17 protein-coding genes are annotated in these 15287 nt (G+C 66.1%); 6 read left to right on the forward strand and 11 right to left on the reverse strand.

What is annotated here, in order from left to right:
• Positions 1-6 precede the first annotated feature (6 nt).
• The 4 genes from AB4099_RS12570 to AB4099_RS12585 all read right to left on the reverse strand — a co-directional run bounded on the left by AB4099_RS12570 (position 7) and on the right by AB4099_RS12585 (position 6341).
• A complete protein-coding gene (locus AB4099_RS12570) occupies positions 7-1596 on the reverse strand; it encodes an ABC transporter substrate-binding protein (protein WP_441478335.1) in 1590 nt (529 codons plus the stop codon).
• Positions 1597-1739: 143 nt separating this feature from the next.
• Complete coding sequence (locus AB4099_RS12575) at positions 1740-3404, reverse strand: amidohydrolase (RefSeq protein ID WP_113518220.1); 1665 nt, start codon at positions 3402-3404, stop codon at positions 1740-1742.
• Between the two features lie 69 nt (positions 3405-3473).
• Complete coding sequence (locus AB4099_RS12580) at positions 3474-4946, reverse strand: M81 family metallopeptidase (protein WP_441478336.1); 1473 nt, start codon at positions 4944-4946, stop codon at positions 3474-3476.
• A 222-nt stretch (positions 4947-5168) separates the two neighbouring features.
• Positions 5169-6341 (reverse strand): saccharopine dehydrogenase family protein, encoded by a 1173-nt coding sequence (locus AB4099_RS12585; protein ID WP_441478463.1) that lies wholly within the window; start codon positions 6339-6341, stop codon positions 5169-5171.
• Between the two features lie 74 nt (positions 6342-6415).
• Between AB4099_RS12585 and AB4099_RS12590 the strand changes: the two genes are divergently transcribed.
• A complete protein-coding gene (locus AB4099_RS12590) occupies positions 6416-6847 on the forward strand; it encodes an Lrp/AsnC family transcriptional regulator (RefSeq protein ID WP_113518217.1) in 432 nt (143 codons plus the stop codon).
• A gap of 92 nt (positions 6848-6939) precedes the next feature.
• Positions 6940-7164 (forward strand): hypothetical protein, encoded by a 225-nt coding sequence (locus AB4099_RS12595; protein ID WP_113518216.1) that lies wholly within the window; start codon positions 6940-6942, stop codon positions 7162-7164.
• A gap of 158 nt (positions 7165-7322) precedes the next feature.
• On the opposite strand, the gene AB4099_RS12600 is transcribed toward AB4099_RS12595, so the two are convergent.
• A complete protein-coding gene (locus tag AB4099_RS12600) occupies positions 7323-7946 on the reverse strand; it encodes an alpha/beta hydrolase (protein WP_441478337.1) in 624 nt (207 codons plus the stop codon).
• A gap of 81 nt (positions 7947-8027) precedes the next feature.
• Positions 8028-8960, reverse strand: a complete 933-nt coding sequence (locus AB4099_RS12605) for a ring-cleaving dioxygenase (RefSeq protein WP_441478338.1) — start codon at positions 8958-8960, stop codon at positions 8028-8030.
• Between the two features lie 209 nt (positions 8961-9169).
• On the opposite strand from AB4099_RS12605, the gene AB4099_RS12610 reads away from it, so the two are divergent.
• The 3 genes from AB4099_RS12610 (at position 9170) to AB4099_RS12620 (ending at position 10959) form a co-directional block, all read left to right on the forward strand.
• Positions 9170-9595, forward strand: coding sequence for a DoxX family protein (locus AB4099_RS12610; protein ID WP_113518213.1), 426 nt, complete (start codon positions 9170-9172; stop codon positions 9593-9595).
• 212 nt (positions 9596-9807) lie between these two features.
• Entirely contained in the window at positions 9808-10740 is a 933-nt protein-coding gene (locus tag AB4099_RS12615) for a LysR family transcriptional regulator (protein ID WP_113518212.1), read from the forward strand.
• 57 nt (positions 10741-10797) lie between these two features.
• Positions 10798-10959, forward strand: a complete 162-nt coding sequence (locus AB4099_RS12620; RefSeq protein WP_162768428.1) for a hypothetical protein — start codon at positions 10798-10800, stop codon at positions 10957-10959.
• A gap of 23 nt (positions 10960-10982) precedes the next feature.
• Here AB4099_RS12620 and sugE read toward each other — a convergent pair whose 3' ends face one another.
• The gene (sugE, locus tag AB4099_RS12625) at positions 10983-11297 is read right to left on the reverse strand and encodes a quaternary ammonium compound efflux SMR transporter SugE (RefSeq protein WP_069876975.1); all 315 of its coding nucleotides are present in this window, start codon (positions 11295-11297) and stop codon (positions 10983-10985) included.
• 340 nt (positions 11298-11637) lie between these two features.
• On the opposite strand from sugE, the gene AB4099_RS12630 reads away from it, so the two are divergent.
• Positions 11638-12081 carry a translation initiation factor 2 gene (locus tag AB4099_RS12630; protein WP_441478339.1) on the forward strand — a complete coding sequence of 148 codons (444 nt, stop codon included), beginning with the start codon at positions 11638-11640 and terminating at the stop codon, positions 12079-12081.
• A gap of 51 nt (positions 12082-12132) precedes the next feature.
• Here AB4099_RS12630 and AB4099_RS12635 read toward each other — a convergent pair whose 3' ends face one another.
• The 4 genes from AB4099_RS12635 to plsX form a co-directional block, all read right to left on the reverse strand.
• Positions 12133-12711 (reverse strand): MerR family transcriptional regulator, encoded by a 579-nt coding sequence (locus AB4099_RS12635; RefSeq protein WP_441478340.1) that lies wholly within the window; start codon positions 12709-12711, stop codon positions 12133-12135.
• Positions 12708-13022 (reverse strand): integration host factor subunit alpha, encoded by a 315-nt coding sequence (locus tag AB4099_RS12640; RefSeq protein WP_043239290.1) that lies wholly within the window; start codon positions 13020-13022, stop codon positions 12708-12710. The genes AB4099_RS12635 and AB4099_RS12640 overlap by 4 nt, the downstream gene beginning before the upstream one ends.
• Positions 13023-13210: 188 nt before the next feature.
• Positions 13211-14188 carry a beta-ketoacyl-ACP synthase III gene (locus AB4099_RS12645; protein ID WP_441478341.1) on the reverse strand — a complete coding sequence of 326 codons (978 nt, stop codon included), beginning with the start codon at positions 14186-14188 and terminating at the stop codon, positions 13211-13213.
• Positions 14189-14199: 11 nt separating this feature from the next.
• Positions 14200-15255, reverse strand: coding sequence for a phosphate acyltransferase PlsX (gene plsX / locus AB4099_RS12650; RefSeq protein WP_069876979.1), 1056 nt, complete (start codon positions 15253-15255; stop codon positions 14200-14202).
• Between the last annotated feature and the right edge of the window lie 32 nt (positions 15256-15287).

The following is a 15287-nucleotide window of genomic DNA, read 5'->3' on the forward strand; positions in this document are numbered from 1 at the left end:
TAGAGATTACTTCGCGGCCGGGGACGACGGGTCGACCCAGAGATCCTCGTAGTATTGCAGGGCGAGTTCCGTCGCGTTGGGCTGCAGGCCCTTCAGCCAGGGCTGATAGGCCATGACCGCCTTGTTGTAGTTGAAGAACCAGACCGGGGCGTCTTCATAGACGATGCCGTTGGCCTTCTTCAGCAGGTCGATGCGCTTGGCCGCATCGTCCGTCGCGGCAGCTTCGTCGATCAGCTTGTCGACGGCCGGGTTCTTGTAGGTGGTGTAGTTGCAGGCGCTCTGGGGCGTCTGCGAGTAGAAGCACTTCATCTGGGTCAGCGGATCGGGACCAGAGGTGTTCGACCAGATATAGGCCTGGAAGTCGCCCTTCGAGACGATGCCGCCCAAGGCCGAGCCTTCGACCGGCTTGATCTTCACCTTGACGCCGACCTTGGCCAGCATCGGAATCACGGCCTCGACGATCGGAACGCCCCAGCTCTCGTTCGGGGAAGCGGTCCATTCGAACTCGAAGCCATCGGGATAGCCGGCCTCGGTCAGGAGCTTCTTCGCCTTCTCGGGATTGAAGTCGTAGGGCTTCATGTCCTTGTCATAGGCCGGCGAGGAGAGCGGCAGCCAGCCGGTGGCGCGGTAGGCCTTGTCACGGACGAGGCGCTTGATGATCAGGTCGCTGTCGATCGCGTGGTTGATCGCCTGGCGCACGCGCTTGTCGGAGAAGGGCTTGAAGTTCGGGTTCATGCCCATGTTGCGGGTGAAGACTTCCGCGACTTCGAGGATGCCCTTCTTCAGGTTCGGATCGGCCTGATAGGCGACATATTGCGTCGGTCCCAGGATCGAGACGTCGATTTCCTTGTTGCGGAAGGCGATGTCGCGGGCAGCCGCCTCACCCATCGGCGAGATCACCAGCTTGTCGGCATAGGGCTTGCCGGCCTGGTAGAACTTCTCCCAGCGCTCCAGCACCATGCGCGAGCCCGGAACGTGCTCGACGAACTTGAACGGGCCAAGGCCGATCGGCTTGTTGAAGAAATCGGGTTCCTGCGCTTCCTTGGCCGGGAAGATCGAGGTCAGCGCGGTGCGGAACAGGAAGCCGGGATCGGCCTTCTCGATCAGCGTGATCTCGAGGGTGAAATCATCGATCTTCTTCAGGCCCGAGATTTCCTTGGCCTCGCCCTTCTGGAACTCCTGGGCGCCCTTGACCCGCCGGACAAAGGCCGCGCCGGGATAGTTCTTGGTGGGATCCATCAGCCGGGTGTAGGTCCAGATGATGTCGTCAGCCGTCATCTTGCGGCCGTTATGGAAGAGCGCGTCGTCACGCAGCTTGAAGGTATGCACGGTGCCATCGGCCGAGGCGGTCACGCTCTTGGCGAGTTCCAGCACCGGCTTGTTGTTGGTCGAGTCCCACTTGTAGAGCGCGCGATGCAGCGCATTGCCGTAGATCTCGTCCTGGATCTGGTTCGAGACATGGCTGTCATTGCTGACGAAGGATGCGGCATAGGGCGCCGTGAAGCGGATCGTGCCGCCGCGGCGCGGTTCCTGCGCCTGGGCCGAGAACGCCGTCGTCAGCGTCAGGGCAGTGGTCAAAGCCAGTCGTTTCAACACGTCAAATCCTCCCAAATTTACCGTTGATTTTTTGGTGGCGCCGCCCCTTTTCGGGCGACGCCGGTCAGTCCCGTGCGGAACCTTACTTGGTTTTTCCGGTCTGTCTCCGTCGTTTAGCCGGCTGTCCCCGAGCAATTATCCGGTCAGGCTTTCTGCGCGGCGCGGTCGAAGACGACCTTGCCGTTCAGGATGGTGAGATCGCAGCGCGTGTCCTTCAGGATCTCTTCGGGCGCTGCGGTCAAAAGGTTGCGTGAGAACACGGCAACGTCGGCGAGATAGCCCGGCACGAGCCGACCCTTCACCGCCTCCTGCTTCTGCGAGAAGGCACCGAATTCGGTATAGGCCTGCAGCGCCTCGTCGATCGAGACGCACTGGGCCTCGTCCATCACCGTGCCGCGCCAGGTCTTGCGGGTCAGCATGGTGTAGAAGTTCGGGAACGGATTGGGGTCGCAGACCGGTGCGTCGCTTCCGGTCGCCGGCTTCAGGCCGAGATCGAACCAGGTCCGCAAGGGATAGCTCGACAGCGCCCGCTCCGGCCCGAGCACCTTCACATAGGCATCGCCGAAATCGTAGATGAAGACCTGCTGCGGGCAGGGATAGATGCCGGCCGCGACCATGCGCTCATGCTGCTCGGGCGTCGAGAAGCCGCAATGCTCGATGCGGTGGCGGCGGTCCGGATCGGGATGGGCGGCGAGTGCCTTCTCATAGGCGGTGATCAGCTGTTCGATCGCGGCATCGCCAATCGCGTGGCAGGCGAGCTGGTAGCCCTTCACATGGGCGTCCATGACCTGGCGCTCGACATCCTCGTTCGAGCACATCTGCACGCCGGTGGTCTTGTCCTCGCCGAGATAGGGCGCGTTCATCCAGGCGGTGCGGCCGCCGGCCGAGCCGTCGAGGAAGAGTTTCACCGCGCCGACCATCAGCATGTCGTCGCCGGTGCCGGAAATCAGCCCGGCCTCATAGCATTGCGGTACGACCGAGCGCCCCTCGTCGCCGAGCAGGGTCAGCCAGGTGCGCACCGGCAGGCGTCCGTCGCGCTTGGCGCGGTGATAGGCGGAAATCTCGCCGAAGGCGCCGCGCTGGCCGACCGCCGCATCCATGCAGCTGGTGATGCCGAGCGAGAGCAGATATTGGCCGCCGCGCTCGATGCCGGCGACGAGATCTTCCTCGGTCGGGCGCGGAATCGCGGCCCAGACCGGAGCGCGGGCATTCTCGGCCAGCATGCCGGTGAGCCGGCCGTTCTGCTGCTCGATCAGGCCGCCGGGCGGGGTCGGCGAGGCCTCGTCGATGCCGGCGAGCTCCAGTGCCATCGAGTTGCAGATCGAGACATGGCCGCAGGTCCGGATCAGCATGACCGGGTTGTTCGGCGCGGCGCGGTCGAGTTCCTCGCGATAGGGATGCCGGCCGGTGTCGAGCTTGGTCTGGTCGTAGCCGCGCGACAGGATCCAGTCGCCGGGCTTGGTGCCGGCGGCGCGCTTGGCGATGGCATCGAGCAGAGAGGCGAGATCGGGCGCGACCGCCGGGCGCGCGTCGACCCAGTCCATGGTCATGCCGAGCGAGACGAGATGCAGGTGGGAATCGTTCAGGCCGGGCGTGGCGAGCCGGCCCTCGAGATCGATCACCTTGGTCCCGGGGCCGATCAGGCCGGCGATCTCGGCATCGCTGCCGGCGGCGAGCACCCGGCCCTGCCAGATCGCCAGGGCCTCGACGACCCCGTCCTCGCGGCCGCACCAGATCGGGCCGTTCCTGAGGACGAGATCGGCCTGCGGCCGGGCGCGGTTGGCCGGGGTTTGAGCGGAGAGCGTCATGGAAACTCCGAATTCCTGTCAGGGCTTTAGTCCGAACGTCACGCCGGAGGCCAAGCCCCCGGCCGGGCGCTAGATGTCGTCGAGCGGGAAGATCGGCCGTCGCACGCTCTTGTAGGGGCGCTCCTTGAAATTGCGCGTCGCCAGCGCGCCGGTATCGACCTCGACCACCTCGCGGGCGATCGGCTCGAAGGCGGCCCGAAAATGCTGCATCGACTTGACGATCACCGTCGATTTCCGCGTCGGGTCGACGCCGAGCGAGGTGAACTGCGCGAGGTCGGTGGCCTGGCCGTTATGGGTGATGATGATGAGCTCGACGCCGCCGATACGCAGCATGGCGCTGAGCCCGTAGCTGCGCCATGCACCGCCGCCCATCGGGCCATAGGCGATGAAATGGCCGTCGGTGATCGAGACGACGCGACCGGTGACTTGGAGCGGGCCGCCGCCCATGCTCGGGTCGACCTTGCCGCCGAGCATCAGCGTCACGGTGTTGCCGACGCCGGCAGCCTGCGCCTGGAGGGCGGCCTCGCCATCGCAGATCGCGTGGAAGGCGACATTCTCCAGGCCCGACGCCAGGACTGCGCGCAGCAGGTTCGTGGCATCGCCATAGGCGCCGGCACCGGGATTGTCGGAATAATCGGAGATCACCAGCGGCTTGCCGCCTTTACCCTCGCCATTCTTCGCCTTCACCATGGCTTCGGCCACAGGCGTGAAATGGATCGAGGAGAAATGCCGCTGCTCCCAGGCATAATCCATCAGCTCTTCGGCGATGGCCTGGGCCTTTTCCCGGTCATTGGCGGTGACGACGATGGAAGGGCCGATATCGTGGACGTCGGCCGAGGAAAAGCCGGCCTGGACGCTGACCACCAGCGCCTCGCCCTTCGCCTCGATTTCGTCGCCGCGGCGCAGCAGCTCCTTGAACGGCGGCGAGGTCGTGCGCCCGCCATCGAGAGCGTAGAGGATCGGTCGGCGGGCGACGGCGGCGGTCGGCGTGATCTCGCCATCCATCGCCTTCTGCAGCAGCTCGGCCGCCTGCCAGGTCCGCTCATACTGGTCGATATGCGGATAGGTCCGGTAGGAGATCAGCGCATTGGCGCTGTCGGCCATCAGCTGGGTGAGCGTGGCGTGCAGATCGAGCACCGCGACGACCGGCACGGAGGGGCCGACCTTGGCCCGGATGCGCGAGAACAGCTCGCCCTCGCCGTCATCGGAACTTTCCGTCGCCATGGCGCCGTGGAGATGCAGCAGCACGCCGTCGACGCCGGCGCAGGCCGCGACGATCTTGCCCGCACACAGCTCGAAGGCCGCATCGGTGACGCGGCCTGAGGGATTGGCATGGGCGACGATGGGGTGGGTCAGGCTCCAGCCGAACTTCTCGGCCGCCTCGAAGGCTGCGCCTAGCGATGTCCGCGTGCCTGTGAAAGCCGGGGGAATCTCGTTGTCGAGATAGAGGCCGGCGTTGCGAAAGACCTCTTCCCCGGTGAGCTGAACACTGAATGTGTTCGTCTCATGCATGAACTCTGCGACCAGAACGCGTCGTGCCATAATCCTCGTGTCCCTCCCGGACCCTTTTCGACTCTTTTTAACGGTCGTTCGGGTCTATGCCAGATGTGTATACAGCATGCGCTCCCTGCGTGGAGCGCCTGCCGTTCGTCGCAAGCGCGGCCTCAGGCCGCGCTGCGTCTGGGCGAAATCGCCCAGACGCAGAAAACGTGATCGACTCTCATAGTCATGCGAAAAACCGGTGCCGCTTCTTCGCAGGATGCTCTAGGCCGCGCGGCTGCGCTCGATTTCGCCCTTGCCCGGGGTGCCGTCCTCGGCCCGCGCATAGGCCCGGCCGAAGCGGTTGGCGAGGAAGGAATCAAGCGTGATCTCTTCCTGGCGGACAAAGCCCTGCTGCGGCAGCTTGCCCTGCGCCAGCATGTCGAGCACCGCGCAGATGCCCGAGGCGGTGGTGATCTGGATGGCGCTACGCGTCACGCCGCCGACATTGGCGCTGTAGACCTTGTTGGCATAGGTCTGCTGCAGCAGGCGGCCATCCTTCATGCCGCTGACGGTGACGAAGATCACCACGACGTCCTGCAGGGTGCTCGGCAGGGCGTTCTCGAAGATGTCCTTCAGCACGTCGCGACGATCGGCCAGGCGCAGGTCCTGGAGCAGCGCCTTCATGATCGCGCAATGGCCGGGATAGCGGATCGTGCGGTAGTTCAGCGTCCGGACCTTGCCCGCCAGCGTCTCGCAGAGCGTGCCGAGGCCGCCAGAGGTGTTGAACGCCTCATAGGTGACGCCGTCGAGCGAGAATTCCTCGCGCTCTTCCATCGCCGGGACGAGGGTCAGCTCGCCGTTGACCACCGCTTCGCAGGGTTCGCAATACTCGTTGATGACCCCGTCCGTGCTCCAGGTCAGGTTGTAGTTGAGCGCGTTGGAGGGGTATTGCGGCAGGGCGCCGACGCGCAGCCTGAGGCTGTCGAGCGTGTCGAAATCGCGCGCCAGATCGGCGGCGACGATCGAGATGAAGCCGGGCGCCAGGCCGCATTGCGGGATGAGAGCGGCCTTCGCCGTCTTGGCGAGCTCCTTGACGCGACGCGTGCTGGCGACGTCCTCGGTCAGGTCGAGATAATGCACGCCGAGCGGGGCCGCCACTTCGGCGATCCGCGTCGTCAGATCGTAGGGGGCGGCGCTCAGCACGGCGAAACGGCCTTCGAGCAACGCGGTCAGCGCTTCCTTGTCGGCGATGTCGACCTTGCGGGTCGAAACCGTGGCGCTGGTGCGGATGCCGGCGAGCTGCGTCTCGGAGCGGTCGGCGACGGTGACGCGGTAATCCCCGGTGCTGCCGAGCATGTCGGCGATGGTCTGGCCGATCTTACCCGCGCCAATAACGACGATTTCCTTCATTGTGGCGCTCCGTGCGTTCGTTGATGCCTTATGCTGGCTGACGATTTCGTCGAATAGAAGCGGCCATCACGACGATTCATATGGGATTTTACGGCGATCTGCCGTAAGTACTCTGCATTATGCCGATCGACCGCACAGACAGACAGCTCCTCATCCTGCTGACCGAGAACGCCCGGGCGCCGGTGGCCGAGCTCGGCCGCCAGCTCGGCCTCTCGCGCACCACCGTGCAAAGCCGGATCGAACGGCTGGAACGCCGCGGCGTCATCACCGGCTACACGGCGCGGCTCTCCGACGAGCATGAGCGCGGCCAGGTCAAGGCCCATGTCCTGATCACCGCGCTGACCAAGCTCGCTCCCAAGGTCGAGGCGGAACTGCGCCGCATTCCGGAGGTCCGGACCCTGCACTCGGTCAGCGGCCATTTCGACATGATCGCGATCGTGATCGCGCCGTCGATCGGCGAACTCGACGAGCTGATCGACCGGATCGGTGCGCTCGACGGCGTCGAGCGGACGATGTCGTCGATCATTCTCTCGACCCGCGTCGAACGCTGAGCCCTCGCCTGCTCCCGGCAATCGCGCGCTCGTATCCCGCCACAATCAAGCGTACACTCACCGGCTGGGGAAAACTGCGGTGGGAGAAGAAGATGGCAGGTGACGACCGTCGGCCACGCGTCTGGCATGACGTACACAGCGTGCAGGAGGCGCCGCGCGAGAGGCAGAAGGCCAGCGGACGAATCGCAGCGGAAGAGGCTGCCGCGCGCAAGAAGATCGAGGCCTTGCGGGCGCAGCGGCTGGCGAAGGAAGCAGCCGAACCTCCGCCCGAGCCCAAGCCGGCAGCGCGCGGCAAGCCGAAGGCGACGGCGCCCTAGGACTGGTCCGAACGGCAGCAGGGCCGGCTTGTGGACGCCCTGGATTGACGAGATTCGACCCCGGATCCATCGAACGCCGCAGGTGTTGCGATGGATCCGGGGTTTTTGTCTGTGCGCGAACGGCGCCCCAAGTGCGGAACGCCGATTCGCCGAGGCGTTCAGGCCTGGTCGAGCCAGGCACTGAGCAGCCCGATATCGGCCTGCGAGAGGCCATGGCCCGCCGGCAGGATGCGGTGCTCGACCGTCGCACCATTCCCCGTCAGGGTCGCGGCAAGCCGTGCGGCATCGGTGGCCGGAATGATCGGGTCCTGCGCTCCAGACAGCATCAGCACGCGCTTGCCGGCGAGATCGGCTTGCGGCGGCTCCTTGAAGGGCGACATCGCCCTCAGCAAGGCCGCACCGGCCAGCACCTCGGGGCGCAGCAACAGCAGGCTCGCCGCGATATTCGCCCCGTTCGAGAAGCCGACGGCGATCGGCGCGGCAAGATCATAGCGCCGGCGCGCATCGCCGATGAAATCCGCCAGTTCGTGGGTGCGGCGGCGCAGGTCTGCCGCGTCGAAGACGCCTTCGGCGAGCCTGCGGAAGAAGCGCGGCATGGTGCCTTCCAGCACCTGGCCGCGCGGCGAGAGCAAGGCGGCGCCGGGCGCGACCATGCGGCCGAGCGGCAGCAGGTCATGCTCGTTGCCGCCGGTGCCATGGAGCAGCAGCAGGGGCTTGCGGGCGGAATCAGTGCCCGGCTCGAAGGCATGGATGAAGGCTGTGGTCGCGACGGCGTCCAGCATGGTTATCTCCTCGATGACAATAAGGAACGGCCCTGCCCCGTCAGCGCGGCGAGGCAAGGCGTCTTGTTTGGTCAGGTCTCGTCAGGCGAGTTCCGGCAGCACGGCCTCGATACGGCTGCGCTGCGCCTCATATTGCGGCGGCAGCTTCAGCGCCTGGCCGAGGCTGTCGCTCGCCTCGTCGATGCCGAAGCCCGGCACCTCGGTGGCGATCTCGAAGAGAACCCGGCCGGGCTCGCGGAAATAGACGGAGCGGAAATAGTTCCGGTCCCGCTGCTCCGTGGCGCGGATGCCATGGTTCTCCTTCAGGCGGTGCACCATCGCAGCCTGCTCGGCATCACCCGCCGCCCGGAAGGCGATATGGTGCACCGAGCCCGCGCCCTGGCGCGCCGGCAGGAAGCCCCCCGCGGTGCGCAGGTCGACAATCCCGCCGAACGCCGCGCCCTCAGCCCGGAAACGGGTCACGCTGCCTTCCCTGGCGACCTCGGCAAAGCCGAAGATATCGCCGAGGATCGCGCCGGTCGCCGCCGCCTCCTCGAGCAGCAGGCTGACGGAGTGAAAGCCGCGGAGCGCATGCTCGGCCGGGATATCACCGCCCGTCCAGGCCGGCTCGGCGGCAATGCCGGGCAGGCCGACCAAAGCGAGCCGCATCCCGTCCGGGTCCCGGAAGGGCAGAACGGTTTCGCCGAAACGCTTCTGCGGCGCCTCATGGGCGACGCCAAGCGCGACGAAGCGATGCGTCCAGTAGCCGATCGCCCCCTCCGGCACGCGGAAGGCGGTTTCCTGGGTCTCGCCGACGCCGAGCCTGCCCGGAGCCGCATGCTCCCAGGGGAAGAAGGTCAGGATCGTGCCGGGCGAGCCGCCCTCGTCGCCATAATAGAGATGATAGCTGCTCGGATCGTCGAAATTGACGGTCTTCTTGACCAGGCGCAGCCCGAGCACGCGTCCGTAGAAATCAAGGTTGCGGCGCGCGGGGCCGGAAATGGCGGTGACGTGGTGGATGCCGCTGATCTGCATGGCCGGTCCTCCGAAATGGCTTGAGGCGGGGCGCCTCGTTCCGGCCAAAGATCGGAGTGCGGCAGGCAAAGCGCCAGCCCGACATCATTGCATGGAAGCAATGAATATCTTGGCATCTAACAATTTGCATTGCAGACAGGAGACGGCATTTTCAGGGCCAAGACCAACCCGGTCCCCAAACCCGGTCCCCCTGCCCTGGAGATGCAATCATGATCGACAATCGCCTCGCCCCCTACGGCGCCCTCGGCCTGCGTGTCGCGCTCGGCCTGATGTTCATCGCCCATGCCTATCTCAAGCTTGCCGTATTCACCCCCGCAGGTTTCGCCGGCTTTCTGGGCCAGGTCGGCTTGCCCGGTTTCCTCGCCTGGCCGATCATCCTGGCCGAGTTCATTGGCGGCGTCGCCATCCTGACTGGCTTCTACGGCCGTCTCGTCTCGCTGGCGCTGCTGCCGGTCCTGCTGGGCGCCCTGATGGTGCATGCTCCGAATGGCTGGCTGTTCACCGCTGCCAATGGCGGCTGGGAATATCCCGCCTTCCTGGCGCTGACGGCGCTGGCCCACGGCCTGATCGGCGACGGCGCGCTGGCTCTGCGCCCGGTGCGGTTCAGCCCCCGCGCTGCGGTCGCCACCGCCTGAGTGGCGGTGAGACTATCGGTGAGCGCGGCCAGAAGGCTCGCGCCACGTCTTCCCGATCGCCACCGCATGGCTTACAGCATCCGACCGGGCATCCGGCCGGATGCTGTAGCGCATTGTTCTTGCATCGGCTTTTTCCAAAAACCGGTATCCACTTTCCGGGCCGATGCTCTGGCGCCATCACGGCGGCGGACGCATGAAAGGACGAAAAGCGGATGAGCGGCACGAGCAAGACCCTCGCCTGGGACGATTTCCGGTTGATCAAGGCGATCGCCGAAGCCCGCGCGCTGCCGGCTGCCGCCAGCCTGATCGGACTGAATCATTCCACGGTGTTCCGGCGCCTCGGCCAGATCGAGGACGGGCTCGGCCTGAAACTGTTCGAGCGGCATCGCAGCGGCTATGTGCCGACGCCCGCCGGAGAGGAGATGGTGCAGCTCGCCGGGCGGCTGGACGAGGACATCACCGCCTTCACCCGCAAGCTCGCCGGGCAGGAAATCCAGCCCGCCGGCGAATTGCGCGTCACCACCAACGACACCCTGCTGGTCGACCTGCTGACCCCGGTCTTCGCGGCCTTCCTCAAGCAATGTCCCGAAATCCGCCTCGACATCCTGCTCAGCAACCAGGCGCTCAACCTCTCCAAGCGCGACGCCGATGTCGCGATCAGGGCGACCGATAATCCACCCGAGACCCTGGTCGGCCGGCGCGGCGCCCGCATCGCCTGGGCGCTCTATGGGCTGGCGAGCCACTTCCCGCCCGATGCCGATACCAGCATGGACGCGCTCCGGAATCAGAACTGGATTTCGCTCGGCGACCAGTTCGCCTGGCTGAAGGCCGTCCGCTTCCTGCAGGATTACGTGCCGCCCGAGCGCATCGTCTACAAGGTCAACACGGTGCTCGGCCTGGCCGAGGCCGTCGAGGCCGGCATCGGCATCGGCTTCCTGCCCTGCTTCATTGCCGACACCAAGCCGGCCCTCGTCCGCCTGGCGGCGCCCGATCCCGAATTTGCGGCCGATCTCTGGCTCCTGACCCATCCCGATCTCAGGCACGCGCCACGCGTGCGGCTGTTCCTCGATTTCATGGCCGCCGAGATCGGCCGGATGAAACCCCTGATCGAGGGCGACCGGGCGGTCGCGGCGCGCGGCGGCTGAGCCGGGAGCAGTCGGGTTCCCTTACGGCGCAGCCGGCGCTAGTCTCTGGTCATGGAGATGCTTATCCCCCTCGCGATCGGGCTCAGCCTGATCTGGCTGATCGGCCGCGGCGCGCCCTGGAACGCCAAGCTGATCACATTGGCGATCACGCTCGCCGTGGTCCTGCTGATCGTGCTGCTCGAACGAAGCGGCAACTGGCCTGACGCGTTCCGCAGATGACACCAGTCAGAAGGTGACGCCGGTCAGGAGACCAGCTTCAGCCCGACGATTCCCGCCACGATGAGCGAGATGCAGGCGAGCCGCAGCGCGCCGGCCGGCTCGCCGAGCAGCACGATGCCGAGCGCCGCCGTGCCGATCGTGCCGATTCCCGTCCAGACCGCATAGGCAGTGCCGACCGGCAGCGTCTTCAGCGCCAGCCCGAGCAGGCCGAGGCTGACGACCATGCTGGCAAGCGTCAGCAGGGTCGGAACCAGGCGGGTGAAGCCCTGCGTGTATTTGAGACCAATCGCCCAACCGACCTCGAACAGGCCTGCGACGAAGAGATAGAGCCAGGCCATGGCAGCGCGCTCCGCGTGAGAAGGGGCCAGTTGGGACAGGGCAAGCGCGTCCGCGCCCCGGGACGCGGCAGAAGACGCCGCCCTTCGCCCAAACTAGGCCGCGCCTCTGCCGGTTGGGAAGGAGGGCGTCGCCGCCGCCCCCCGCGCGGCTCTCATGACCAACTCCCTTGGCGCCCCCTGCCAACCCACCCCTACGTAAGTCTTGTGCATAAGGCGCTTGCCGACCCCAGGAGTTCGGCCTGCGGCGTGGCGCCGTGCACAGGCGCTGACTACGGGCATTGCACCGGCATTGCCGGTGGGGGCAACAAGGGGCCAAGCAAAGATGAATCTGGGGACATGGGTGGGTTTGATCGCAGGCGCCGCGCTGCTCGGCGGCTGCGCCACCGTCACACGGGGTACGACAAGCCAGGTTACGATCGACAGCATTCCGCCGGGCGCGGACGCGCGCACCTCGACGGGGCATAGCTGCCCCTCGACGCCCTGCACGATCGAGGTCAGCCGCAAGTCGGAATTCACGGTCAGCTACAGCAAGCGCGGCTTCCAAGATGCCCAGATCCCGGTCTCGACCCGGATCGCCGGGGCAGGAGCTGCCGGCTTCGCCGGAAACGTCATCGTCGGGGGCGTCGTCGGAATGGGCGTCGATGCCGTGACCGGCTCGACGCTGGAGCACTATCCGAATCCGGTCGTGGCCACGCTGGTGCCGACCGCCAGGATCGAATCCCGCACGCGCAGCTCGCGCTTCAGCCGCCGCCTGCGTGCGGCAAGGGCCACGCCCGTTTCCTGATTCCAGTGTTTCCTGATCTCTGGGAAGACAGCCAATCGCGATGCGGGCCTCTCAGCCCGCGTCGCCACCGAGTTCCGGCTGCAGCACGCCGCGCAGGACGCGCTGGCATTCCGTCATTTCGACGAGCGCGGCTCTCAGCAGGATCAGATCGTCGCCGAACTCGGCCCGGTGATCGGGCTCCTCCGGCTGCGCCGGTTCCCTATCGAGCTGCCAGGGCAATTCGTCATCGGCGCCGTCTGCGGCGTTCTCCGGCATGGGCCGACGCGGCGCCGGCACGGGCGCGGCAGCCGCAGCAGGAGCCTGCCCGCCGATCGGCCCGCCCCGGCCAATGGCCTGGACATGGCGGGGCCCCTGGTCCTTCAGGATCCGCTGCAAGCCCTTGATCGTATAGCCCTCGCCGTAAAGCAGTCGGCGAATGCCCTTCAGGAGGGCGACATCGTCCGGCCGGTAATAGCGCCGGCCGCCACCGCGCTTGAGCGGCTTGATCTGGGTAAAGCGCGTTTCCCAGAAACGCAGGACGTGCTGGGGGATGTCGAGGTCGTCTGCGACCTCGCTGATTGTCCGGAAGGCATCTGGGCTCTTGGTGTCCAATTCGGCCTCTACATTGCCGGTGTGGAACTCCAGACTCACTCCTCGTCGCCCTCGCCCGTTTGCCCGTTGATGCGCGCCTTCATCACATTCGAAGGCTTGAACACCATCACGCGACGCGGCTCGATGGGGACCTCAACGCCCGTTTTCGGATTACGCCCGATTCGCTCGCCTTTGTCTCGCACGACGAACGAGCCAAAGGACGATAATTTCACATTCTCGCCGCGCGCAACGGCGTCGCAGATCTCGTCGAGCACCGCTTCGACAAGTTTCGACGACTCTGTCCGCGACAGACCGATCTTCTGATACACAGCCTCGCACAAATCGGCGCGAGTGACCGTTTGCCCCGCCATTCATAGCCTCCAAGGCGTTCATGGGCCGGCGACCTCGTCACCAGCCTTGCGCCATTACGGACGCCGGACGCTATGCGTCCCGGACGGTCCGGTCAATCCTCGAGCGCCGTTTAGTGGCGCGCTTGGTCGAAATGGCAAAAAAAGGGAAGAGAAACTGTCCTAAGTGCCAGCGTTCTCAGCCGAAATGCTCACCAGCGGATCAAGGCCGACCCCCAGGTGAAGCCGCCGCCCATCGCCTCGATCAGGACGAGCTGGCCGGGCTGGATTCGCCCGTCGCGATGGGCCTCCGCCAGAGCCAACGGAATCGAGGCGGCCGAGGTGTTGCCGTGCCTGTCGACGGTCACCACGACGCGGTCATGCGCGATGCCGAGCTTGTCGGCCGTGGCATCGATGATGCGCCGGTTGGCCTGATGCGGCACGAACCAGTCGATATCGTTTCCGCTGAGCCCGGTCGCGGCAAAGGTGTGGCGGACGGTCTCGGCCAGGTTCTGCACCGCGTGGCGGAAGACCTCCTTGCCTTCCATGCGCAGGAAGCCGACCGTCTTGGTCGAGCCTGCGCCGCCGTCGACATAGAGCTTGTTCTTGTAGCGCCCGTCGGAGCGGATATGCGTCGCGAGAACACCGCGGTCGGCGAGCGTGCCCTCTCCCTGCTCCGCCTTGAGCACGACGGCACCGGCGCCATCGCCGAACAGGACGCAGGTGGTGCGGTCTTCCCAGTCGAGAATCCGGGAGAAGGTCTCGGCACCGATCACGAGCGCGGCGCGGGCGCCCCCGGCCTTGATGAAATTATCGGCGGTCGCGAGGGCGAAGACGAAGCCGGAGCAGACCGCCTGCAGGTCGAAGGCCGCGCCTTCGGTGATGCCCAGCGCAGCCTGGATCTGGGTCGCGGTTGCCGGAAAGGTATGGTCCGGCGTGGCGGTGGCGACGATGATCAGGTCGATCTCGGACGCATCCATGCCGGCATCGGCCAGGGCCGCCTGCGCCGCCTTGAGGCCGACCACCGAGGTCGGTTCGTCATCGGCCGCAATATGGCGCTGATGGATGCCGGTGCGCTGGACGATCCACTCGTCGGTCGTGTCGACGCGCTCGGCAAGCTCGGCATTGGTGACGATGCGCTCCGGCAGATAGGAGCCGCATCCGCAAACCACAGATCGCAGAATGGACAAGTCAGGGATCCCTATTCGACGGCAGCGGCCTGAGGCGCCGTCTCCGGCTGCACCGAGGCAGCCACCATCTCGCGCAGCTTGGCCATCAGGTCATCGCGCGCCATCTCATAGGCCAGTTCGGTCGCGCTGGCGAAACCGATCGCGTCCGTCCCGCCATGGCTCTTGATGACGATGCCTTCGAGCCCGAGGAAAACGCCGCCATTGACCTTGCGCGGATCCATCTTGTCCTTCAACGCGGCAAATGCGCCACGTGCGAAGAGATAGCCGATCTTGGCCATCAGCGACCGGCTCATCGCGGCGCGCAGATACTCGCCGATCTGCCGGGCGGTGCCCTCGGCCGTCTTCAGGGCGATGTTGCCGGTGAAGCCCTCGGTCACCACGACGTCGACCGTGCCCTTGCCGAGGTCGTCGCCCTCGACGAAGCCGCGATAGTCGAGATGCGGCAGGTTGCCCTCGCGCAGGATGCGCCCGGCCTCCTTGACGGCCTCGACGCCCTTGATCTCCTCGACGCCGACATTGAGCAGGCCGACGGTCGGCCGGTCGAGATCGAAGACGACGCGGGCCATGGCAGCGCCCATCACCGCGAGATCGACGAGATGGCGCGCATCGGCGCCGATCGTCGCGCCGACATCCAACACGACGCTCTCGCCGCGGACCGTCGGCCAGAGCGCCGCGATCGCCGGGCGGTCGACCTGCGGCATCGACTTCAGGCAGAATTTCGACATCGCCATCAGGGCGCCGGTATTGCCGGCCGAGACGGTCACGTCGGCCTCACCGGTCTTGGTCGCGTCGATCGCGCGCCACATCGAGGACTTGTAGCGGCCATAGCGCAGGGCTTGGCTCGGCTTGTCGTCCATCTTCACCGACACTTCCGTGTGGTGGAAGGTCGTCACCGCCTTGAGCTTCGGGTGAGCCTCCAGAAGCGGCAGGACCTGGGCCTGATCGCCGAAGATGACGAAGCGCGCGTCAGGCCGCCGCTCGAGGGTCAGCGCCGCGCCGGGCACGACGACGGCGGGGCCATGGTCCCCGCCCATCGCATCGAGCGCGATTGTAACTGGTCGTTTCATTGGGTGCTGATTGTTCCCGAGGGGCTCGGCCG

This window comes from Allobosea sp. 2KB_26, from assembly GCF_052115715.1.
GTDB lineage: Bacteria > Pseudomonadota > Alphaproteobacteria > Rhizobiales > Beijerinckiaceae > Allobosea.